Origin of the sequence: Rhodococcus sp. OK611, from assembly GCF_003050885.1 — a bacterium.
Classification (GTDB): Bacteria; Actinomycetota; Actinomycetes; order Mycobacteriales; family Mycobacteriaceae; genus Rhodococcus_G; species Rhodococcus_G oryzae.
This window is the reverse complement of sequence record NZ_QAOZ01000011.1, coordinates 120,085-140,961: the sequence shown is the minus strand read 5'-3', so window position 1 is coordinate 140,961 and position 20,877 is coordinate 120,085. Positions and strand designations below refer to the sequence as shown.

Sequence of the window (20,877 nt, the reverse complement as noted above, 5' to 3'; positions counted from 1 at the left end):
CCGTCTCCCTTGTGCGGAGGCGGGGCGCTTCGTGTTCTCGGGGGACCGCGTCAGGACGCGTCCTGCCCGGTGAGGCGTTCCGCCTGTGCCCGCCCGACGGCCCCAGCGCGGTTCAGGTAGTCGGCGATGACCGCCAGCTCGTCGTCGCGGTAGGTCTCCAGGACTGCGCCGAAGGCCTTCCCCGGCACGTCCCACGCCGCGCCGATCCGCGCCCTGGCCTCGGGGGCAAGCGTGACCAGGGACTTGCGGCGGTCCTGCGGGTCGGCGTGACGTTCCACGAGTCCGGCCTTGGCCATGCGGTCGACCAGGCGGGTCGCCGATCCCGAGGTCAGCCCGGTCAGCCTGGCGATCTCGCCGGTGCTCACCGGTCCCGGCTCGACGTCGAGCAGTGCGACGCACTGCAGGTCGGTGGGATGCAGGCCGAGATGATCCGCCATCGCCTGGTTGAACCGCATGTAGTCGGCGTAGTGCCGCTGGCTGTCGACGGCGATCTTTTCCAACAATTCCGTACGGGTTGACACCGGGGACCTCCCTGCCTAAATTTATCTGCGTGGCGCAGAGAATGCGTCACGCAGAATCTGTGTAGTGCACACAGAATACTCCAGTGAAGGGAACCTCATGACGATCCTCGTCACCGGCAGCCGAGGCGCCGTCGCCCAGCGCCTCATCGCCCTCCTCGACGCCAGGGGGCTGCCGTATCGCGCGGCCTCCAGCAACCCGCAGGACCCGTCCACGATCCGCTGCGACCTGACCGATCCGGCCGACTTCGCCGCCGCGCTGGACGGGGTGACCTCGGTCTTCCTCTACGCCGCGGCCGCGCAGATCGAGGCCTTCATCGCCGCGGCGACGGCGGCGGGCGTCGAGCACATCGTGCTGCTGTCCTCGTCGTCCGTTCTCGCGCCGGACGCCGCCACCGACGTCATGGCCAGGTCCCACCTCGACGTGGAGACCGCCCTGCTGGCGTCGCCGATCCGCACGACGCTGCTCCGGCCCGGCGCGTTCGCAGGCAACGCGCAGGCCTGGGCGTGGCCAATCAGGTCCGGCAGTCCGGTGAGCCTGCCGTATCCCGGCGCCCACAACGACCCGATCCACGAGGAGGACGTCGCCGAAGCCGCGCTGGCCGTGCTCACCGATCCCGGCCTCGCCGGTCGCGCGTATACCCTCTCCGGTGCCGAATCCGTCACGTTCGCCGACCAGATCGAGGTCCTCGCCCGAGTCATCGGCACGCCCATCGCCGTCAACCACGTGACCGGTGACGCCTGGAAGGCCGAGATGGCCGAGCACGTCCCCGCGGACTACGCCGATGCGCTCCTGAAGTGGTGGCGGTCCAGCGACGGCACGCCCGTCGAGCTCACGGACCACGTCCGGGTCCTCACCGGCCACGGACCTCGCAGCTTCACGACGTGGGCGCAGGACCACGCGGCCGAGTTCGCCGCAGGCTGATCCGGCCGGACCTGCCCTGTCAGAGCGCCAGCCAGAGCGCGGCGACGGCGCCGACAATGGTCAGGGGTGTGCTGATCACGCCGAGCGCGGTGAAGGTGCCCAGCGTCGGCGGCTGCCCACAGCGCGTCGCGACCCGGCGCCACAGCAGCGTTGCCAGGGAACCGGTGTAGGTCAGGTTCGGCCCGAGGTTCACCCCGATCAGCATCGCCAAGAGCAGCCCGGTCGGTGCGCCGGGCCCGAGGGCGCCGATCATCAGGAGGGTGGCCGGCAGGTTGTTGACCAGGTTGGCGGCGAGCGCGGCCACCGACGCCGTCAGGAGCAGGGCGGTGAACGACTCCGAATGCGGCAGTAGGTCTCCGACCCGGTCGCCGACCGCCCCGTCGGTCAGTGGGGCGACGAGGATCCCCAGCGCGAGGACGAAAACCGCAAAGTAGGGATCGGCCGCGGCGAGCATCGACCGCGGCCTGGTGCGCCCCTCCTTCAGTGCGGGCACGCCGAGCAGGACAGCCCCGGCGACCGCGATCCACGCCGGGGCCACCCCGACGAGGCCGGACAGCGCGAAGCCCAAGAGGGTAAGACCAAGGACCGTCAGGGCCCAGCGCGGCGGCGGCACGATCCGCGCCGGCGTCGGGGCCGGTTCTGGCGGCGCGGCGAGGTCGCGCGCGAAGAAGAGCCGGAACACGGCGAGTTCCACCGCGATCGCGACGACCCACGGCAGTGCCATCAGGGAGGCGAAGTGGAGGAACCCGAGGCCGGTCGCCGAGAAGGCCAGCAGGTTCGTCAGGTTCGAGACCGGCAACAACGTCGATGCCGAGTTGGCCAGGTGCGCCGCGGCATAGTTCACCGGGCGCGCCGAGATGCCCATCCTCGTCGCGGTCGCCAGGATCGCGGGCGTCAGCAGTACCACCGTGGCGTCCAGGCTCAACACAGCGGTGGTGATCGCGCAGGCGGCGAATGCCAGCCCCAGCAGCCGCTTCGGGCGACCCCGGGAACCTCGCCGCAGGACCGACGCGGTCCAGGTGAACACGCCGCTCGCGTCCGCGAGGTGGGCGAGCACGAGGATCGCGGCGAGGAACGCCACGGTCGGACCGAGCGTGCGCACCTCCGCCAGCGCCTGTGCCGGGGTGACCGCCCCGACGGCCACCACGATCACGGCGGCGGGCGCGGCGACGGCCACCTCGGGCAGTCCGTGCGGACGGAGGATCGCGGCGGCCAGCACCAGGGCGACGAGGGCGCCGACAAGCCAGACCATTCGGCGGGTGCCTCAGCCGACCGTCACAACAGCTTGCGCAGCGTGCGCAGGTTCCGGTTGGTGGTCGTCGACTTGTACTTGGCCTTGGCGCTGAGCTTTCCGAACGGGCTCTGCAGCGTCTCGCCTCGTTCGACGTGCCAGTACAGAACGCCGTCGCCGAGCGCGACCGCCTCGTCGCCGAGCGCGAGAGACTGTGCGGCGGCGAACATGTCGTCCAGCGACGCCGGGTCCGAGGACAGCAGCACGTACGGGTGCCACCCGTCCCGGTCGGCCTCGAACGGGAAGCCCTCGACGATCGCGGCCAGGCTCTGGTGGTCCACCAGGACGATCCAGGCGTCGTAGCCGAACCTCTCCCGCAGGCAGGCCTCGATATCGGACTTGATCGCCCCGCGGTCCGCGCGGTCGGAGTCGAAAAGCACATTGCCCGAGGCCAATACGGTCTTGACGTTGTCGAAACCGAGGCTCGAGATCGCGTCCTTGAGGTCCGCCATCTTGATGTTGATCCCGCCGACATTGATGCCCCGCAGCAACGCGATGTATCTGGCCATGGCTAGACCGTAGACAGTCGACGCCGGTCAAACAAGCGTTCGAGTGTCGGAGGTGTGCGCGGCAGGCAGTAGTCTGTAGCGGCGGACGAGTTGGTCGGGCGACCGCGGCTCGGGGAACCGTGCGCTCGCGCGCGCAGGCCCAGAGCCGAGGAAAGTCCGGACTCCACAGAGCAGGGCGGTTGCTAACGGCAACCCGGGGTGACCCGCGGGACAGTGCCACAGAAAACAGACCGCCGGCGCGTGAGCGTCGGTGAGGGTGAAACGGTGCGGTAAGAGCGCACCAGCACCCCAGGTGACTGGGGTGGCTAGGTAAACCCCGCCCGGAGCAAGGTCGAAGGCCGCACCTTCTCGAAGGTGCGGCTGCGCAGGTGTTCGAGGGCTGCTCGCCCGAGCCTGCGGGTGGACCGCTCGAGGTACCCGGCAACGGTGTGCCCAGATGGATGGTCGCCACCCGGCGCCTCGGCGCCGGGGACAGGATCCGGCTTACAGACCAACTCGTCCGCCCGCTTATCGAGAATGTATAAGCCGGCAGTCGCTACTCTCTGCCGATGACATTGCTCAAGTCATCCAGGGACACCCTTCTCACGGTCGCATCGCTCGCCTTCCTGGCGGCCTATGCCCTCCCGATCCTGGTGGTGGACCTGGCGCCGGGAATCCGGCTCCTCTGCGACGTCGCGATGATCGTCACCTGGGCGGCCTTCGCGCTCGACTACGGGGACCGACTCGTGCGGGCTCGCGAGAAGTGGCCCTTCGTCCGGGCCAACCTCTTCGAACTGGTGGCGCTGCTGCTCCCGCTGTTGCGTCCGCTTCGGCTGGTGGTGGTGCTCGCAGCGCTCAGCCGCAGCATGGCCGGATCGTTCCGGGGCAGGGTCGGGGCGTACGTGGTTGGCGGCACTGCGCTGTTGGTGTTCTGCGCCGCCCTCGCGGTCCTCGACGCCGAACGAGCCAATCCCGACGCGAACATCACCGGGTTCGGGGACGCGCTCTGGTGGGGGGTGACAACGGTGACCACCGTCGGCTACGGAGACCGGTACCCGACGACGGCGGAGGGCCGACTGATCGCGTTCGGGCTGATGCTCGGCGGCGTCGCGCTGCTCGGTGTCGTCACCGCGTCGCTGGCCTCGTGGTTCGTCGAACGGGTCGCCGCGGCCCAGGAGGACGGGGCGAAGCACACCAGCGACGAGATCCACCGGCTCACCGCGCAAATCGCGGACCTCAATCGGAGGCTGGCGGAGCAGGCCGGGGCGGCGAGCGCACAAAAAGATGCCCCCGCCGAATCGGCGAGGGCATCTTTGTCGACGTCCGACCTTAGATCGGGTTGACGACCAGGGTCGTCGCCCAGTGCTCGGCGGCGTCGGCTCCGAGATGCGGGAGGAGGGCATCGTAGAGCAGGTAAGACATGGGGGCCATGCGGGTGATTCTCCATTTCATACGGGTTGAGGCGGTGCAGCGCGGAAACTCTCGAATCCTGGGATACGGGTGCGGTGGATGTGACACGCCGTACCCTGCCGCGCGTAAGAGTCTCATGCTTGCGTGCAGTCCTCAAGCGAACGGGCCGAAAAGATTTCGAGGCGGCGGTTCGGATGGTGAGGGTGCCGGGAACCGGGCACACTGAAGACATGAGCGAGGACGAAGAGCACCTCTGGTACTACTGCGTGTCGGACGGTTCGGTGCGTCAGGGCAAGGACGCCCGCGGGCTCGACCGGATGGGTCCCTATCCCGATCGCGAGACCGCCGCGCGGGCGTTGGAGATCGCCGCGGAGCGCAACAAGGCCGCCGACAAGGCCGAGGACGACTGGAACAACTGACGGTCGGCTGCGCGGACGAGCCGAGCCACTACGCTCGGCAATTGTGATGACGCGTATCTCTGCCCGCGGGATCGACTTCGGTGCCATCCGGACCGACTTCTCGCTGACCGCCGACTTCCCCCCGAGGGCCATCGCCGAGGCGGAGTCCGCGGTCGACCGATACGCGGCCGAGCGCGCGGACCGCACCGACCTGGCGCTGGTCACCATCGACCCGCCGACGTCCATGGATCTCGACCAGGCCGTGCACCTCGAGCGCACGCCCACCGGGTTCGTCCTGCACTACGCGATAGCCGACGTCGCGGCCGTCGTGGTCCCCGGCGGCGACCTGGACGCAGAGGTCCGGCGGCGCGGCCAGACCTTCTATCTGCCGGACGGGTCGTTGCCGCTGCACCCGCGGGTGATGTCCGAGGGCGCGGCCAGCCTGCTGCCCGATCTGGTGCGGCCTGCCGCGCTGTGGCGGATCGAGCTCGACGAGCGGGCGGAGCCGGTCTCGGTAGCGGTCTCCCGTGCCCTGGTGCGTTCGGTCGCGCGGTTCGACTACGCAGGGGTGCAGTCGGATTCGGAGTCCGGCTCGTTGCATCCCTCGATCGCGGCGCTGCCCGAGTTCGGCAAGCTGCGGCTCGCCTCCGCGATCGACCGCGGCGCGATCGAGCTCAAGCTGCCCGAGCAGGAGGTGGTCGGCGACGGCGACGGCTGGCGGCTCGAGCTGCAGCCGCGCACCGAGGCCGACGACTGGAACGCGGAGGTGTCGCTGCTGACCGGGATGTGTGCGGCGAAGCTGATGATCGACGCAGGCATCGGACTGCTGCGCACCCTGCCCGCCCCGGCGCCCGGCGCGGTCGCGGCACTGCGCAGGGCCGCGACCGCCCTCGGCATGGACTGGCCGTCGCAGGTCCCGGTCGGTGAGTTCCTCGCGGGCCTGGAAGCGAACACGCCCGCGACGCTGGTGATGATGACCGAGGCGACCTCGCTGCTGCGCGGAGCGGGCTACGCCGCGTTCGACGGCGAGGTCCCGGAGCTGGTCACGCATTCCGGGATCGGCGCCCCGTACGCGCACGTGACGGCGCCGCTGCGGCGCCTCTCGGACCGGTTCAGCACCGAGGTGTGCCTGGCGATCTGCGCGGGAACGCCGGTGCCGCAATGGGTTCGCGACGCCCTACCCTCCCTGTCGGATCTGATGCGGGGATCGGACACGTTGGCCAACAAGGTCGATCGGGCCTGCGTGGACCTCACGGAGGCCACCCTGCTCGCCGGCCGCGAGGGCGAGGTGTTCGACGCGGTGGTGCTGCGCGGGGTGGACGGCAAGCGGGAGGCCGAGGTATTCGCGCCGCAGGCGACGGTGATCGGCAAGTGCCTCGGCGATCCGCCGGAGGGCGAGGCGGTGTCCGTGCGGCTGGTTCAGGCCGACGTCACCGCGCGGACGGTGAAGTTCGGCTACCCGGCTACAGCTTCCGGCTAGCAGACCTGATCTTGCGCACCAGCTTTCGTGACTGCGGCACGGCGCGTCGGACCTGGTCGGCCTCGATGGCGGTCAGCACGCCGTAGGTGAAGGTGTCCTCGCCCGCGCCGCGGGCCAGGTCGGCCGCGGCCAGGAGCCGGGCCCGCGCGACCACGGAGTCGTGGTGGTCGCCGAGCACGGTCTGCAGCTTCTTGGCCGCCTTACCCGCCCGCACGGGCGAGGGACGGGTGGATGCGGCCGCCTCGGCCGCGTACCGGAGCGCCTTGGCGCGCTTGCGGACCGTGTGCAGGCGCTCCGGTGTCGGTTCGCCGGTGTCCCGTGCGGTGAGTCCCGCCTTCCGCGCGGCCTTGCGTAACTTGCGACGGGCGCGGTGTAGCCCGAATCGGACCGCGTCGGTTCGGTACGGGGGCGCCGCGAGCAGGGCGTCCAGCGAGGCCAGCAGCGCCTCGTAGCGAGTGTCGTCGAGCGCGGCAACCGCCTCGATGTGCGCGTCGCGGTAGGCGAGCTCGTTCGTCGCCACCAGGCGATGGCGGACCGGCCCGCGCACCAGTTCGGGCGGCTGCGAGTCGAGGAGGTCGCGAAACTGCTCGGCCATCACCTCGGCGTCCCTGGCATTGCCGAGAACCGTACCCAGCCATCGGAGTTCGGCCCGCACGCCGTCGGTGGCGCCGTCCGGGAACAGCGACTGGTAGCTGCCGAGCACGCTCCGAAGGCGCCGCGTCGACACCCGCATCTGGTGCACCGAGTCGAATTCGTCGCGGCGCACCTCGTCGGCGCGAGAGTCCAGTTCGTCGGCGTGATCGCGTAACGCCGCCAGCACGGCAGCGGTCCCGTCCGGTGTGCGCCCCTTGCCCATACCTCAGGTTTACCCGCCCTCGTCCGTCGCTGTCGAGAGATTCGGGCGTCAGCCGCGAAAGGCGTCGGTCGCCTCGACCAGGTGGTGGGCGATCCCCGGCTCGTTCGCGGCGTGCCCTGCGTCGTCGACGATCACCAGCCGGGCCGACGGCCAGGCCCGGTGCAGGGCCCACGCGCTGGTCGCCGGGCAGACCACGTCGTACCGGCCCTGCACGATCACCGCCGGGATGGTCTCGATCGCGGCGATGTCGCGGAGCAGCTGGCCCTCCGCGAGGAATCCGTGGTTGCGGAAGTAGTGGTTCTCGATCCGCGCGAACGCCAGCGCGAAGCGCGGCTCCGCGCTCTCCTCGACCCGTGCGGGCCGGGGCAGCAGCGAACTGGTGGCACCCTCCCAGGTGGACCAGGCGACGGCGGCCGCCAGCGCGACGTCGTCGTCGGGGGAGTGCAGCAGGCGGTGGTAGGCCTCGACGAGGTCGCCGCCCCGCTCGGCCTCGGGCACCGGAGCGAGGAAGCCTTCCCACAGGTCGGGGTAGATCGCGCTCGCGCCGCCGTTGTAGTACCAGTCGATCTCGCTGCGGCGCAGCAGGAACACCCCGCGCAGCACCAGCTCGGTGACCCGATCCGGTTTGGCCTGCGCGTAGGCCAACGCCAGCGTCGAACCCCAGGAACCACCGAAGACCTGCCAGCGCTGCACCCCGAGATAGGTGCGCAGCGCCTCGATGTCGGCGATGAGGTGCTCCGTGGTGTTCACCGACAGGTCCGCCCCGTCGGCGACGTGTGGGGTCGAACGCCCACAGCCGCGCTGATCGAACAGCACGATCTGGTAGGCGTCGGGGTCGAAGAACCGGCGGTGGTCGGCGGTGGTGCCGCCGCCGGGCCCGCCGTGCAGGAACACGACGGGCTTGCCTGCGGGGTTGCCGCTGACCTCCCAGTAGATGCGCTGCCCGTCGCCGACGTCGAGGTGCCCGGCGCGGTGCGGCTCGATCTCGGGGTACAGGTCCCGCATCGGTGTCAGAACCCGATCAGTCCCGATGCCAGGTCCGGGATCCGCAACGATTCGATGGCGTCGGCGCGCACATCCGGGCACTGCGCCTGGGTGATCGCGTCGATCCGGGCCTTGTTGCCCATCAGCTCGATGACATTGATGCCGTTCTGGGCGGCCCAGGTGCCGACGACCGTGTTCAGCCCGCCCTTGCCGATGGTCGGGGTGTAAGTGCGCCAGCTCTGCAGCTGCGCCTGCATGTCCGAGCACAGCTGGGCGGCCTGCGCCTGGGTGACGCCGCCCGCGACCGGGCCACCGGGCGCCGGGGCGACCGAGGTGTTGGGCAGGGCGCCCGTGCCGCCGCTCGGTGCGGGGGCCGGTGCAGGGGCGTTCTCGGTGGCGCAGCCGCCCGCGAGTGCGACGACCGCGGCGGCTCCGGCGACGGCGGCCGCGAAACGACGATGGAACATGTAGGCACCCTGTCTTTCGGTGAAGTGTGTGACGGCGCACGGGATACCCGCGCGCCGTTGTCATCGAGTGTGCCATCGCGCGACGACAACCCGCCCCGCGAGAGGGCGGATCGTCGTCGCGCGTGAAACCGGCGTCAGAAGCTGTGTTCCTCGGCGGGGAAGGTGCCGGACCGGACCTCGGCGGCGTAGGCGGCCGCCGCGCCGCGCAGATCGTCGCCGACGGCGGCGAACTTCTTGACGAACTTGGCGGTCTTGCCGCTGGTGTACCCGGCCATGTCCTGCCAGACCAGCACCTGCGCATCGCATTCGGCGCCCGCGCCGATGCCGACGGTCGGGATCGTCAGCTTCCGGGTGACCTGCCCTGCGATCTCGGCGGGCACCATCTCCATGACCACGGAGAACGCGCCTGCCTCCTGTACGGCGATGGCGTCGGCGACGAGCTGCTCGGCGCCGTCGCCGCGGCCCTGCACGCGGAAGCCGCCGAGGCTGTTCACGGACTGCGGGGTGAACCCGATGTGCGCCATCACCGGGATGCCGGCGGCGGTGATCGCGGCGATCTGCGGGGCGACGCGCTCGCCGCCCTCGAGCTTGACCGCGTGCGCCTGGCCCTCCTTCATGAACCGGGTGGCGGTGGCCAGTGCCTGCTCAGGGGAGGACTCGTAGCTGCCGAACGGCAGGTCGGCGACGACGAGGGCGTTCGGGGCGCCGCGGACCACGCCGCGAACCAGCGGGATCAGCTCGTCGATGGTGATCGGCACCGTCGTGTCGTAGCCGTAGACGACATTCGCGGCGGAGTCGCCGACCAGGAGTACCGGGATGCCGGCCTCCTCGAAGAGCCGCGCGGTCGAGTAGTCGTAGGCGGTGAGCATCGCCCAGCGCTCGCCCTCGGCCTTCATGGTCTGCAGGTGGTGGGTGCGGATCTTGGTTCGTTTGGCGGCCGGCTGAGCGGGCGCGGAACCGTAGGGCGCAGTGTTATCGGACATCAGTGTCCCTTTCGTGCCTCGAGGCCCAGTGCGGGTCCCCGGGTTGTGGGTGATGACGTAGCTCAGTCTGCCACCGGCCGACCCCCCCGAGAACAGGCGGTGACGTGCAATTGGTCACATCGGATCCGGCAGGGATTCGCCCGGATGGCGGGCGGAACTCAGCCGGATCGCGTCAGTGACGGGCGAGGGCGGTCCGGATCTCGGCCAGCACGCCCTCCTGGTCGAGGGTGAGCCGGTGCCAGGTGAAGCGCAGCACGTGCCAGCCGGCATTGACCAGGATGTTCTGGCGCTCGGCGTCTCGATTGAACCTCGCGGGATCGCGGTGCCAGGCCCACCCGTCCACCTCGATCGCGACGCGTCTGCGCACGAACGCCACGTCGATCTCGAACCCGTGGTCCCACACATGCGCGGCCCACCCGGTGAACCCCGCCGAACGGAGGAGGCGGTGCAGGATCCGCTCCGCCTCGGAGTGGCCGCCCTCCCCGGCCGACCGGAGCAGTCGGTCCGCCTCCGAGGTGCCGGCCCGACCGCGGTTTCGCTCGTGCACAGCGATCAGGATGGGCAGCGACGTGTGCCGCTGTAGGACGCGATCGAGAAGGGTTGATCCGTTCCGGAGTTCGACCGCCGCCTCCAACGCAGTCAATGGCAGCTCGGTCGCACCGAGGCCCCGAAAGGTCCCGATGTCCTCCCACCCCAGGTCGCGGCGGCGCATCCGGATGGCAGGGTCGGGCGACGCGGGGCGCCCACGCGGGACGGTCACCCAGTGCCTGGTCGGCGGTACCTCGGTGAGGCCGTGCCACCACGCGGCGCTCGGACCGTATGCGACGGCGTCGGGGCCCGACCCGTAGACCGCCGCGCGCAGCGCCGCTGCATGGGTCAACGGGTTGTCCGCGCGGAGGAACACGCCGCGACGGAGTCGACGCCACTGACCTGTCGTTACACGACGGCTCACCGCGGACTCGCTCATCCCGGTCGCACGGGCCTGGCCGAGGGTGATCACACCATCCTGGCGGGCCATGATCGCGTTCAGTCGAGTCGACGTCATGCAGTGTTCGACGCGCGCCGAGTCGATCGGTTCCGTCGAATGTCGGATCCGGCAGTGATTCGCCCGCGCAGCGGGCAAAACCCTGCCGGATCAGGGCCGGGCCGGGGGTCCGCCGGCCCGTGGCACCATCGATGGCATGCCGATATTGCGCCGAGTCCCTGTCGTACTGGCCGTGGGAGCGCTCGTCGCAGCCATGGCCGCCGGATGCGGGAGCGTGGTCGACGGGGCCGCCAAGGGCGAGGCGGCAGGCCGGACCGCGGGCGACTTCGCCCCTGGGGCGGGCGCGGTCCCGGCGGGCCTGGAGGAGTTCTACACGCAGACCCCGCAGTGGGAGTCCTGCGAGGGCTACAGCACCGACGGGATGCCGCTGGCCAGCAGCCTCGAGTGCGCCGAGATCACCGTGCCGGTGGACTACGCGGACCCGACAGGGGACACCGCGAAGATCGCGATCTCCCGGAGCCAGGCGACCGGCCCGAAGATCGGGTCCGTCCTGGTCAACCCTGGCGGGCCCGGCGCCTCCGGCCTGGCGATGGCGACCGACGGCGGGGGCACCGCGTTGGGCGACCGGTTCGACGTGATCGGGTTCGACCCGCGCGGGATCGGCGCGTCGACGCCGCAGGTCCGCTGCCTGACGCCGCCGGAGACCGACGCGCAGCGCGCGGATCCCGGCGTGGACATGAGCCCGGAGGGGATCGCCCGGACCGAGGCGAAGAACGCCGACTATGCGCGCAAGTGCGCCGAGCGGACCGGCGCCGAGTTCCTCGAGCACGTCGGCACCCGCGAGGTGGTCCGGGACATGGACGTGATCCGGTCGGTGCTCGGCGACGAGAAGCTGAGCTATCTCGGGTACTCCTACGGCACCCGGCTCGGCTCGAGCTACGCCGAGACATTCCCCGCGAACGTGCGCGCGATGGTGCTCGACGGCGCGCTTGACCCGAACCAGGACCAGGTCCAGGAGGTGGTGCTGCAGGCGGCGGGCTTCCAGAAGGCGTTCGACGCGTTCGCGGCGGACTGCGCGCAGTCGGACGACTGCCCGCTCGGCACCGACCCGGCCCGGTTTAGCGCGCGGTTCAAGGAGCTGGTCGATCCGCTGGTCGACAAGCCCGCGGACACCACAGACCCCAGGGGCCTCGGCTACCGGGACGCAATCACCGGGGTTCAGCAGGCGCTGTACTCGCAGAACCTGTGGGGGATGCTCCGCGGCGGGCTCAGCTCCCTGGCCGATGGCCACGGCGACACCCTCCTGCAGCTGGCCGACACGTACGAGGGTCGCCAGGAGGACGGCAGCTACAGCAACATCGAGGACGTGTTCAACGCGGTGCGGTGCGTCGACGACCCGCCGGTCACCGACCGGGCCGAGGCAGGCGCGGCGGACACCGAGTTCCGACGGGCAGCGCCGTTCCTCGACGACGGCCGGGGCACGGGCAATGCCCCGCTCGACACCTGCGCCTTCTGGCCGGTGCCCAGCTCCGGGAGCCCGCACACGATCGATGCCCCCGGTCTGCCGCACCTCGTCGTGATCTCGACGACCGAGGATCCCGCCACGCCGTACCAGGCGGGAGTGGAGCTGGCCAAGCAGCTCGGGGCCTCCCTGATCACGTACAGGGGGACCCAGCACACGGTCGCGATGAGTGGCGTCTCCTGCGTCGACGACCCCGTCGTCGAGTACCTCACGGAGCTGACAGAACCCCAGCCCGACCTCACGTGTTAGTAACCGATTTCACGATGTAACACAGATTTAACGGACTTTGCCTACTCTCGCGGACATGGATCGCCAAAAGGAATTCGTGCTTCGCACCCTCGAAGAGCGCGACATCCGTTTTGTCCGACTGTGGTTCACCGATGTGCTCGGCTACCTGAAGTCGGTGGCGATCGCCCCGGCCGAACTCGAGGGTGCCTTCAGCGAGGGCATCGGGTTCGACGGCTCGGCCATCGAGGGTTTCTCCCGGGTCTCGGAGGCGGACACCGTCGCCAAGCCGGACCCGTCGACCTTCCAGATCTTGCCGTGGGCGCACAAGGACGGCGCGCAGCACTCCGCGCGCATGTTCTGCGACATCGCGATGCCGGACGGGACGCCGTCCTGGGCCGACCCGCGGCACGTGCTGCGCAGGCAGCTCAGCAAGGCGAGCGACCTCGGGTTCAGCTGCTACGTGCACCCCGAGATCGAGTTCTTCCTGCTCGAGAACGGCCCCGCCGACGGCACCCCGCCGGTGCCCGCCGACAGCGGCGGCTACTTCGACCAGGCCGTGCACGACTCCGCGCCGAACTTCCGCAGGCACGCCATCGACGCGCTCGAGTCGATGGGCATCTCCGTCGAGTTCAGCCACCACGAGGCCGCGCCCGGGCAGCAGGAGATCGACCTGCGCTACGCCGACGCGCTGTCGATGGCCGACAACGTGATGACCTTCCGCTACATCGTGAAGGAGGTCGCGATCAACGAGGGTGTGCGCGCGACCTTCATGCCCAAGCCGTTCAGCGATCAGGCCGGCTCGGCCATGCACACCCACATGAGCCTGTTCGAGGGCGAGAACAACGCCTTCCACAACCCGGACGACCCGATGCAGCTCTCGGACACCGGCAAGGCGTTCATCGCGGGCATCCTCGAACACGCCAACGAGATCAGTGCGGTGACCAACCAGTGGGTGAACTCCTACAAGCGGCTGATCCACGGCGGCGAGGCACCGACCGCCGCGTCCTGGGGTCCGTCGAACCGCTCGGCCCTGATCCGGGTGCCGATGTACACGCCGAACAAGGCGTCCTCGCGCCGCGTCGAGATCCGCAGCCCAGACTCGGCCTGCAACCCGTATCTCACCTTCGCGGTGCTGCTCGCCGCCGGACTCCGTGGCATCGAGAAGGGCTACGAGTTGCCGCCCGAGGCCGAGGACGACGTCTGGTCGCTGACCTCCGCGGAGCGCCGGGCGATGGGTTACAAGGAGCTGCCCAGCAGCCTCGACACCGCGCTGCGCGAGATGGAGCGCTCGGAGCTGGTGGCCGAGGCACTCGGCGAGCACGTGTTCGATTTCTTCCTGCGCAACAAGAGGCGTGAGTGGGAGGAATATCGCAGCCAGGTGACCCCGTTCGAGATCAAGACCTACCTGGGTCTGTAAGCACCGATGGTCAAGCCGCCTACCGCCCGTTCCACCATCCCCAGCGTCGGCCGTCTCGGCCTCGTCGAGCCGACCGCCGGGGAGGAGCTCGCCCATCTCGACTGGGCCAACCCGGAGAGCCTGGAGCTGCTCTGGGCGCTCTCGCGCGCCGCGAATGCCGACCTGGCCTTGCGCACCCTGGTTCGCGTCAAGGACGGTCTCGGGGACGGTTGGGCGGAGCTCGACGCCGAACTCCGCACCGATACGGCCCTGCGGGGCAGGCTGTTCGGACTGATCGGCGCGTCGAGCGCGTTCGGTGACCACCTCGTGGCCGACCCGTCCGGGTGGAAGCTGCTGGCGGGGGAGGCCCGGCTGCCGAGCCGGGACGAGCTCACCGACGAGCTGCTGGCCGGCGTCAAGGCCACCCCGGACGACAGCGCGTCCGAGACCAACCTGGTGTACCGGGCGGGGATCACAGGCCCGGCCGCGATCGCCGCGCTGCGCAAGACCTACCGCGACCAGCTGATGGTGCTGGCGGCCTCCGACCTGGCGGCCACCGTGGAGAACGAGCCGGTGTTGCCGTATCAGACGGTCGGGCGCCAGCTCTCCGACATGGCCGACGCCGCGCTCACCGGGGCGCTCGCGGTCGCGGTCGCCGAGATCTACCCCGACGGGCCGTGCCCGGCCCGTCTCGCCGTGATCGCGATGGGCAAATGCGGTGCGCGCGAACTGAACTACGTCAGCGACGTCGACGTGGTGTTCGTCGCGGAGCCCTCGGACGCGTCCACCAGCCGGCTCGCGGGCGAGCTGATGCGGGTGGGCTCGGCCGCCTTCTTCGAGGTGGATGCGGCGCTGCGGCCGGAGGGCAAGCGCGGCGAGCTGGTGCGCACCCTCGACTCGCACATCGCGTACTACAAGCGCTGGGCCAAGACCTGGGAGTTCCAGGCGCTGCTCAAGGCACGACCGGCGACCGGCGACCTCGAGCTGGGCGAACGCTATGTCGACGCGCTGAGCCCGATGGTGTGGATGGCCTCCGAGCGGGAGGACTTCGTCGTCGACCTGCAGGCCATGCGCCGCCGGGTCGAGGAGATGGTGCCGCCGGAGCTGCGTGAGCGGGAGATCAAGCTCGGCCGCGGCAGTCTGCGCGACGTCGAGTTCGCCGTGCAGTTGTTGCAGCTGGTGCACGGGCGTGCGGACGAGTCGCTGCACGTGAAGAGCACCGTCGACGCGCTGACCGCGCTCGCGGCCGGCGGCTACGTCGGGCGCGACGACGCCGCGAATCTCGCTGCGTCGTACGAATTCCTGCGGTTGATCGAGCACCGGCTGCAGCTGCAGAAGCTCAAGCGCACGCACACGCTGCCGCCCGCGCACGACGAGGAGGCGCTGCGCTGGCTCGCCCGCGCCGCGCACATGCGTCCGGACGGCCAGCGGGACGCGCTCGGCGTGCTCAACGCCGAGGTCAAGCGCAATGCGCATCGGATCCGTCGCCTGCACGCCAAGCTCTTCTACCGCCCGCTGCTGGAATCGGTTGCCCGGCTGGACAAGGACGCGATCCGGTTGAGTCCGGACGCGGCGACGCGTCAGCTCGCCGCCCTCGGCTACACCGCGCCCGAGAACGCCCTCGGTCACCTGAAGGCGCTGACCGGCGGCGCATCCCGGAAGGGGCGGATCCAGGCCCTGCTGCTGCCGACCTTGCTCGAATGGCTCAGCGACACACCGGATCCCGACGCCGGATTGCTCGCCTACCGCAGGCTTTCCGAGGCCATGGTCGAACAGGACTGGTTCCTGCGGGTCCTGCGCGACGAGGGCGCGGTGGCCCAGCGCCTGATGATCGTGCTCGGGTCGTCCGCGTACATCCCGGACCTGCTGATCAAGGCGCCGGACGTGCTGCGGCTGTTCGCCGACGGGCCGACCGGACCCCGACTGCTCGACATCGACCCGGACGAGGTCGCCCGCGGGATCCTGTCCTCCTCTGCGCGTTACGACGATCCCGTGCGCGCGGTCAATGCCGCCCGCTCGCTGCGCAGGCACGAGCTGGCGCGGGTGGCGTCGGCCGACGTGCTTGGAATGCTCGATGTCCCGCAGGTGTGCCGCGCCCTGTCCTCGGTGTGGGCGGCCGTGCTCGGTGCCGCGCTGGACTCGGTGATCCGGGCCAGCGAGGCCGAGCTGGGTGGGCCTGTGCCCGCGTCGTTCGCGGTGATCGGGATGGGCAGGCTCGGCGGTGGGGAGCTCGGCTACGGCTCGGATGCGGACGTGCTGTTCGTCTGCGAACCCAGGCCAGGCGAGGACGAGGTCCGGGCGGTCAAGTGGGCCAACAGCATCGCCGATCGGGTGCAGAAGCTGCTCGGCGCGCCGAGCACGGACCCGCCACTCGAGGTGGACACCGGCCTGCGCCCCGAGGGCCGCAACGGTCCGCTGGTGCGGACGTTGGCGTCGTACGAGGCATACTACCGACAGTGGGCGCAGGCCTGGGAGATCCAGGCGCTGCTGCGCGCACACACCGCCGCGGGGGACCCGGACCTGGCTGTGCGGTTCCTGCACATGATCGACGAGACCCGGTACCCGGAGGGCGGGGTCTCCGAGCAGGCGGTCCGCGAGATCCGGCGGATCAAGGCCAGGGTCGACTCCGAGCGATTGCCGCGCGGCGCCGACCCGGCCACCCACACCAAGCTCGGACGCGGCGGCCTGGCCGATGTGGAGTGGACGGTGCAGCTGATCCAGCTCCGGCACGCCCACGACGTGCCCGCCCTGCACAACACCTCGACGCTCCAGACGCTGGATGCGATCGGCGCGGCGGAACTGATGAGCGAGACGGACATCGAGCTGCTGCGCGAGGCCTGGCTCACGGCGACCAAGGCCCGCAACGCCCTGGTCCTGGTGCGCGGCAAGCCAACCGATCAGCTGCCGGGACCGGGCCGGGTGCTGTCCGCGGTCGCGCAGGTCGCCGGCTGGAACTCCGGCGACGCCGGGGAGTTCCTGGACAACTACCTGCGCGTCACGCGCCGGGCGAAGGCCGTGGTGGAGCACACCTTCGGCGCCTGACCGGGCTCACGGGCAGAGCGCGTGCGAGAGCAGGGCCTCGCTGTCGGTCTGCTGGGTCGGGATCTGGGTGAGGGTGATGGTCACCGCACGGCCCTCGGTGCTCGCGCCGGACAGGGTGTAGTAGCCGGGGATTCCGCCGGTGTGGCCGACGTACCTGACCCCGCACGGCAGGTCGGTGGATCCGACGCCGAGGCCGTAACCCATACCCTCGGCCTCGGAGGCGGCGGGTAGTGCCTTCGTCATCTCGTCCAACTGCGCACGGGGAACCACCTTCCCGTCCAGCAGGGCGAGCCAGAACCTGTTGAGGTCGCGGCCGGTGGAGACCAGGGCACCCGCCGACCACGGGACCGAGGGTTCGATCATCGAGACGTCGGTCACGACGCCGTCGACGTCCTGGTATCCGGACGGGTGCGGGCCCCGGATCGCGCGCTCGCCGGGCCCGGGAAGGTAGGTGTCCTCGAGGCCCTGCGGGCCGAGGATGCGGGTGGTGAGCTCGTCGGTGTAACTGTGCCGGGTCACCGCCTCGATCAGCATGCCGAGAACGATGTAGTTGGTGTTGGTGTAGAGGAATCGGGATCCCGGCGGGAACTGTGCCGGTTTGGCCATCGCGATCGCCACCGCCTGGGCCGGGGTGATCGTGCGGTTCTCGTTCGCGGCGACCAGTTCGTCCGCCCCCGGCTCGCCCGCGAACTCGGGCAGCCCGCTGCGATGCTGCATGAGCTGTCGGACGGTGATCGCCGTGCCGTCCCCGCCCGCGCCCGCGATCACACCGGGCAGGTAGCCGTCGATGGCGCGGTCGAGATCGACTTTTCCCTCCGCCACGAGTTGCATGATGATCGCGGACGTGAAGGTCTTGGTGATGCTGCCCACTCGGACCCGACTGTCGTCGGCGATCTCGGCGCCGGTCGAGCGGTCGCCGACACCGCTCGTCAGGACCGTGGTGGTGCGGTTGGCGCTCACGGTCGTCACCGCGCCGACGACCCCCGCGCCCGTCAACCCGTCGAGGTCGTTCTGCAGGGTGCGGGTGCGCTCGAAATCCACACAGCCGCTGAGGAGTAGGGCGATCGCGGCGATGGCGGTGGCGAGCGCCGGCTTCTGGTGTCGCATGTCGATGACCGTACGGACGGGGCCGATCGGTGTCATCGGGGTTGCCCCTGATCTGTGCCCTGATCTTCGGTCGGGGGAGTGGCCGCGGTGACCGGATCGGCGTCGGTGTTGGCGTCGTGGGCGGGTTGCCGCTCCCGGACATCGCGCCTACGGTGGAAATCGCAGCACCTCGTTAGGCGAGGCTCCTGCACGAACACAGGCCACTGATCTGACGACGTCGAGAGACGCCCAAGGTTAGGACAGATCTCCCCGGATTAAGGGGTGATCCGAAGTGGCTTCCCGGCGTGATCCGGGATACGTCGTGCAGTGTCAAAGCCCTTACGTGGAGGTGTCAGATCGTCGGAATCCATGTCGGATGATGGTGGATTCGACCTCGTGTGCTCGCAGGTTCCACCGCGGCGGTGCCCATCCGTTCGCGGCAGCCAGACGCAGGAGGAGGTGACCACCGTGGACGACCCGCCCAGTGGAGTTTTGACGCAACATGTTTCGGCCGACGGTGGTCGCTGAGGCGACTGGTCTCGCCCACCTCGGTCCTTCCCCTCGCGACCTCGGCGTCGCGTTCGAACCCGCGGCATTCGATGTCGCGGGGTAACCCTGCGCTGCGCGCAAGGGAACTAGGAGTTGGCGATGGATACGACGGTGATCATCCTGCGCGTGGTGCTCGGCCTCGCACTGGGCGCTGCGGTCGGGATCGAGCGACAGTGGCGGTCCCGCCTGGCAGGGCTCCGGACCAACGCATTGGTCAGTCTGGGGGCGACGCTCTTCGTGATCCTGGGCGCCTACAGCTTCGACGGTCCGGGAGCGGACCCGACCCGCGTTGCCGCACAGATCGTTTCGGGCATCGGCTTCCTCGGGGCGGGCGTGATCATGAAGCAGGGCGCCTCGATCACCCGGCTGAACACGGCGGCGACGCTGTGGGCGACGGCGGCGATCGGTGCGCTGGCAGGCGGCGGGATGTACTGGGCCGCGGTGATCGGCACGGTGGCGATCATGACGGCGAACACGCTGCTGCGCCCGCTCGGCAGGTTGATGGATCATCAGCCGGCCACCAAGGGGCGTGAGATGCCTGCGGCGGAATACGTCTTCGAGGTGACGTGCCGCGACGACGCCGAGGCCCACGTCCGCGGGCTCGCCGTGCAGTCGGTCTCGCGCCCGGAGTTCCGGCTGCGATCCGTGCGCTCGTTCGATCTGCCCGAGACCGGCGAGGTGACGGTGCTGGCGGAGCTGACGGCCGACGAACGGGACGACCGGCTGCTCGAGAGCGCGGTCAGCCGGCTCAGCATGGAGCCGCTGGTGACCCACGTGCGCTGGTCGGTGGAGACCGACTCTCGCTGCGCTCGGCCCGCCGCCGAGTGTGCAGCTGCCGTCGCCCGCTCTCGGCCGACGTGACGGTAGGTGCACACTCGGCGAAACGCCGCTGGAACTCGGACGATTGTCCACATATCGGCGCCGGTCGGAGCCGGGGGAATTGCGGCGTTTCGCTCACCCACCGCCGCGACCGGAAGTTACAGTCAGTCCTGGCTCGTCCTTCGTCTGCAAGGTGAGGATCGACATGAAACTGATGACCCGAACGTCAGTATCGGCCCTGTTCGCCGCGGCGGTGATTGCCGGAGCGGGAACCGCACACGCCAGCCCGATCGCCCCTGACGAGGGCCCGCCGCGACCGGTGGTCCCGGGGGTGCACCTGGTCGACCAGGCCCAGAAACAGGCGGCGCTGGAGAACATGCTCAACGAGCTCAATCTCGGCTGGGCCAACGGCGGCGCGGCAGGAACGGCGATCGGCGCGGCCATCGGGCTCGGGGTGGGATGCCTCTCGATGTTCCCCGGCAGCCTCGCCGGCTGCATGATCGGGCTGCCGACCGGTGCCGTCACCGGCGCGCTCATCGGCATCGCCAATGGCAACCCCAAGGCGCAGAAGGCGATCGAGGACTACATCAACACCCCTTCATAGCGTGGGTGTCGCGCTCGCACCGGGACCCGGTGCGAGCGCTGCCGCGCGTACGGACCGGGGAGTCGGTACGGATTCCGGCCCGGGTAACCGACGCATCACACCAGGTACCCAAACATCACAAAACGGGTACCCATGCGGGTAGTTCTCCCGATGTCTCGATTAGATAACGAAGGGACTCTGGGTTCCGCCAGTAGATCGAGCCACACGAGGTATCGGTCAGCGGAACTCCCGGAGGACCCCTCGCATGAGCAAGCACCGCCTGCAGAAGAACAACCGAATCGCCCGTGGTCTGTTGCTGGGGGCGATCACCGCGGGAGCGGTGATGATCCCGGTCGCCCCCGCGGTGGCACAGCCGCTGAGTATCCCGGGGCTGGGAAACATCGAGATCCCCGGCTTGCCGCCGGTGGGCGCGATCACCCCGGACGCCGTGGTCACGCACGGACAGCGCGCCCTCGACGCCGCGCAGACCAAGATCGGCGCGCCCTACGTGTGGGGCGCGACCGGCCCAGACACCTTCGACTGCTCGGGCCTGGTCCAGTGGGCGTACCGGCAGGCGGGCGTGTCCGTGCCGCGGACCACCTATGACCAGATCAACGGCGGAACGCCGGTCGGCAAGGGTGACCTGCAGCCGGGCGACGTCGTGCTGTTCTACGGCACCGAGCACGTCGGCCTGTACGCGGGCGGCGGCATGGTCGTGCACGCGCCGACCCCCGGCCAGTCGGTCAAGCGGGCACCGCTCGACTCGATGCCCTTCACCGCCGCCCGGCGGTACTGACCCCCTCAGGACAACGGCGCCCCGACCAGAAATGGTCGGGGCGCCGTTGTGTGTTCAGTTGTTCAGTAGTT

At 70.0% G+C, this 20,877-nt stretch carries 19 protein-coding genes, 1 other RNA gene and 1 riboswitch; of the genes, 11 read left to right on the top strand and 9 right to left on the bottom strand.

The features are described from left to right. Window positions 1–50 precede the first annotated feature (50 nt). Window positions 51–521, bottom strand: a complete 471-nt coding sequence (locus C8K38_RS15390; protein WP_209926669.1) for a MarR family winged helix-turn-helix transcriptional regulator — start codon at window positions 519–521, stop codon at window positions 51–53. Between the two features lie 97 nt (window positions 522–618). On the opposite strand from C8K38_RS15390, the gene C8K38_RS15385 reads away from it, so the two are divergent. Next, the gene (locus C8K38_RS15385; RefSeq protein ID WP_097212101.1) at window positions 619–1,443 is read left to right on the top strand and encodes an SDR family oxidoreductase; all 825 of its coding nucleotides are present in this window, start codon (window positions 619–621) and stop codon (window positions 1,441–1,443) included. A gap of 19 nt (window positions 1,444–1,462) precedes the next feature. On the opposite strand, the gene C8K38_RS15380 is transcribed toward C8K38_RS15385, so the two are convergent. After that, a complete protein-coding gene (locus C8K38_RS15380) occupies window positions 1,463–2,695 on the bottom strand; it encodes an SLC13 family permease (protein WP_097212102.1) in 1,233 nt (410 codons plus the stop codon). Window positions 2,696–2,718: 23 nt separating this feature from the next. Continuing rightward, window positions 2,719–3,243 carry a DUF1697 domain-containing protein gene (locus C8K38_RS15375; protein ID WP_097212103.1) on the bottom strand — a complete coding sequence of 175 codons (525 nt, stop codon included), beginning with the start codon at window positions 3,241–3,243 and terminating at the stop codon, window positions 2,719–2,721. An 86-nt stretch (window positions 3,244–3,329) separates the two neighbouring features. Here C8K38_RS15375 and rnpB point away from each other — a divergent pair. From rnpB to C8K38_RS15355, 4 genes are all read left to right on the top strand, one after another. Next, window positions 3,330–3,745: RNase P RNA component class A (rnpB, locus tag C8K38_RS15370), an RNA gene on the top strand. A 46-nt stretch (window positions 3,746–3,791) separates the two neighbouring features. Beyond that, window positions 3,792–4,565 carry a potassium channel family protein gene (locus C8K38_RS15365; protein WP_097212104.1) on the top strand — a complete coding sequence of 258 codons (774 nt, stop codon included), beginning with the start codon at window positions 3,792–3,794 and terminating at the stop codon, window positions 4,563–4,565. A gap of 297 nt (window positions 4,566–4,862) precedes the next feature. After that, on the top strand, window positions 4,863–5,051 hold the full coding sequence (locus C8K38_RS15360; protein ID WP_077041980.1) for a hypothetical protein: 189 nt from the start codon (window positions 4,863–4,865) through the stop codon (window positions 5,049–5,051). 46 nt (window positions 5,052–5,097) lie between these two features. After that, entirely contained in the window at window positions 5,098–6,510 is a 1,413-nt protein-coding gene (locus C8K38_RS15355) for an RNB domain-containing ribonuclease (RefSeq protein ID WP_097212105.1), read from the top strand. Here the strand turns inward: C8K38_RS15355 and C8K38_RS15350 are convergent. The 5 genes from C8K38_RS15350 to C8K38_RS15330 form a co-directional block, all read right to left on the bottom strand. Beyond that, window positions 6,494–7,366 (bottom strand): CHAD domain-containing protein, encoded by an 873-nt coding sequence (locus C8K38_RS15350; protein ID WP_097212106.1) that lies wholly within the window; start codon window positions 7,364–7,366, stop codon window positions 6,494–6,496. The genes C8K38_RS15355 and C8K38_RS15350 overlap by 17 nt on opposite strands. A gap of 48 nt (window positions 7,367–7,414) precedes the next feature. Further along, window positions 7,415–8,380: a prolyl aminopeptidase gene (gene pip / locus C8K38_RS15345; RefSeq protein ID WP_373560257.1), complete on the bottom strand. Its 966-nt coding sequence runs from the start codon at window positions 8,378–8,380 to the stop codon at window positions 7,415–7,417. Then, on the bottom strand, window positions 8,377–8,817 hold the full coding sequence (locus C8K38_RS15340; RefSeq protein ID WP_097212108.1) for a hypothetical protein: 441 nt from the start codon (window positions 8,815–8,817) through the stop codon (window positions 8,377–8,379). The genes pip and C8K38_RS15340 overlap by 4 nt, the downstream gene beginning before the upstream one ends. A gap of 134 nt (window positions 8,818–8,951) precedes the next feature. Continuing rightward, window positions 8,952–9,800 carry a 3-methyl-2-oxobutanoate hydroxymethyltransferase gene (gene panB / locus C8K38_RS15335; RefSeq protein ID WP_097212109.1) on the bottom strand — a complete coding sequence of 283 codons (849 nt, stop codon included), beginning with the start codon at window positions 9,798–9,800 and terminating at the stop codon, window positions 8,952–8,954. A gap of 172 nt (window positions 9,801–9,972) precedes the next feature. Continuing rightward, window positions 9,973–10,845, bottom strand: a complete 873-nt coding sequence (locus C8K38_RS15330) for a DUF559 domain-containing protein (RefSeq protein ID WP_097212110.1) — start codon at window positions 10,843–10,845, stop codon at window positions 9,973–9,975. Between the two features lie 136 nt (window positions 10,846–10,981). Between C8K38_RS15330 and C8K38_RS15325 the strand changes: the two genes are divergently transcribed. Genes C8K38_RS15325 through C8K38_RS15315 form a run of 3 tightly spaced genes read left to right on the top strand, consistent with a single transcriptional unit; the run spans window position 10,982 to window position 16,973 of the window. Then, window positions 10,982–12,556, top strand: coding sequence for an alpha/beta hydrolase (locus tag C8K38_RS15325; RefSeq protein ID WP_097212111.1), 1,575 nt, complete (start codon window positions 10,982–10,984; stop codon window positions 12,554–12,556). 55 nt (window positions 12,557–12,611) lie between these two features. Next, window positions 12,612–13,952, top strand: a complete 1,341-nt coding sequence (gene glnA, locus C8K38_RS15320; protein ID WP_097212112.1) for a type I glutamate--ammonia ligase — start codon at window positions 12,612–12,614, stop codon at window positions 13,950–13,952. 6 nt (window positions 13,953–13,958) lie between these two features. Then, on the top strand, window positions 13,959–16,973 hold the full coding sequence (locus C8K38_RS15315) for a bifunctional [glutamine synthetase] adenylyltransferase/[glutamine synthetase]-adenylyl-L-tyrosine phosphorylase (RefSeq protein ID WP_097212113.1): 3,015 nt from the start codon (window positions 13,959–13,961) through the stop codon (window positions 16,971–16,973). 6 nt (window positions 16,974–16,979) lie between these two features. Here the strand turns inward: C8K38_RS15315 and C8K38_RS15310 are convergent, their stop codons facing one another. Beyond that, the gene (locus tag C8K38_RS15310; protein ID WP_097212214.1) at window positions 16,980–18,080 is read right to left on the bottom strand and encodes a serine hydrolase domain-containing protein; all 1,101 of its coding nucleotides are present in this window, start codon (window positions 18,078–18,080) and stop codon (window positions 16,980–16,982) included. A gap of 161 nt (window positions 18,081–18,241) precedes the next feature. Next, a riboswitch (M-box (ykoK) riboswitch) is annotated at window positions 18,242–18,415 on the top strand. A 292-nt stretch (window positions 18,416–18,707) separates the two neighbouring features. Here C8K38_RS15310 and C8K38_RS15305 point away from each other — a divergent pair. From C8K38_RS15305 to C8K38_RS15295, 3 genes are all read left to right on the top strand, one after another. Further along, the gene (locus C8K38_RS15305; protein WP_097212114.1) at window positions 18,708–19,469 is read left to right on the top strand and encodes an MgtC/SapB family protein; all 762 of its coding nucleotides are present in this window, start codon (window positions 18,708–18,710) and stop codon (window positions 19,467–19,469) included. Window positions 19,470–19,641: 172 nt separating this feature from the next. Further along, window positions 19,642–20,031 carry a hypothetical protein gene (locus C8K38_RS15300; RefSeq protein ID WP_245220967.1) on the top strand — a complete coding sequence of 130 codons (390 nt, stop codon included), beginning with the start codon at window positions 19,642–19,644 and terminating at the stop codon, window positions 20,029–20,031. A 244-nt stretch (window positions 20,032–20,275) separates the two neighbouring features. Further along, on the top strand, window positions 20,276–20,806 hold the full coding sequence (locus tag C8K38_RS15295; RefSeq protein ID WP_097212116.1) for a C40 family peptidase: 531 nt from the start codon (window positions 20,276–20,278) through the stop codon (window positions 20,804–20,806). Window positions 20,807–20,877: the final 71 nt, after the last annotated feature.

Bases quoted from the DNA above. Each gene is read 5' to 3' on its own strand.
- C8K38_RS15365 (WP_097212104.1), top strand. From the start codon at position 3,792: ATGACATTGCTCAAGTCATCCAGGGACACCCTTCTCACGGTCGCATCG.
- C8K38_RS15355 (WP_097212105.1), top strand. From the start codon at position 5,098: ATGACGCGTATCTCTGCCCGCGGGATCGACTTCGGTGCCATCCGGACC.
- panB (WP_097212109.1), bottom strand. From the start codon at position 9,800: ATGTCCGATAACACTGCGCCCTACGGTTCCGCGCCCGCTCAGCCGGCC.
- C8K38_RS15330 (WP_097212110.1), bottom strand. From the start codon at position 10,845: ATGACGTCGACTCGACTGAACGCGATCATGGCCCGCCAGGATGGTGTG.
- C8K38_RS15295 (WP_097212116.1), top strand. From the start codon at position 20,276: ATGAGCAAGCACCGCCTGCAGAAGAACAACCGAATCGCCCGTGGTCTG.
- C8K38_RS15300 (WP_245220967.1), top strand. From the start codon at position 19,642: ATGACCCGAACGTCAGTATCGGCCCTGTTCGCCGCGGCGGTGATTGCC.
- C8K38_RS15315 (WP_097212113.1), top strand. From the start codon at position 13,959: ATGGTCAAGCCGCCTACCGCCCGTTCCACCATCCCCAGCGTCGGCCGT.
- C8K38_RS15310 (WP_097212214.1), bottom strand. From the start codon at position 18,080: ATGCGACACCAGAAGCCGGCGCTCGCCACCGCCATCGCCGCGATCGCC.
- C8K38_RS15305 (WP_097212114.1), top strand. From the start codon at position 18,708: ATGGATACGACGGTGATCATCCTGCGCGTGGTGCTCGGCCTCGCACTG.
- C8K38_RS15360 (WP_077041980.1), top strand. From the start codon at position 4,863: ATGAGCGAGGACGAAGAGCACCTCTGGTACTACTGCGTGTCGGACGGT.
- glnA (WP_097212112.1), top strand. From the start codon at position 12,612: ATGGATCGCCAAAAGGAATTCGTGCTTCGCACCCTCGAAGAGCGCGAC.
- C8K38_RS15375 (WP_097212103.1), bottom strand. From the start codon at position 3,243: ATGGCCAGATACATCGCGTTGCTGCGGGGCATCAATGTCGGCGGGATC.
- C8K38_RS15340 (WP_097212108.1), bottom strand. From the start codon at position 8,817: ATGTTCCATCGTCGTTTCGCGGCCGCCGTCGCCGGAGCCGCCGCGGTC.
- C8K38_RS15325 (WP_097212111.1), top strand. From the start codon at position 10,982: ATGCCGATATTGCGCCGAGTCCCTGTCGTACTGGCCGTGGGAGCGCTC.
- C8K38_RS15350 (WP_097212106.1), bottom strand. From the start codon at position 7,366: ATGGGCAAGGGGCGCACACCGGACGGGACCGCTGCCGTGCTGGCGGCG.
- C8K38_RS15385 (WP_097212101.1), top strand. From the start codon at position 619: ATGACGATCCTCGTCACCGGCAGCCGAGGCGCCGTCGCCCAGCGCCTC.
- C8K38_RS15380 (WP_097212102.1), bottom strand. From the start codon at position 2,695: ATGGTCTGGCTTGTCGGCGCCCTCGTCGCCCTGGTGCTGGCCGCCGCG.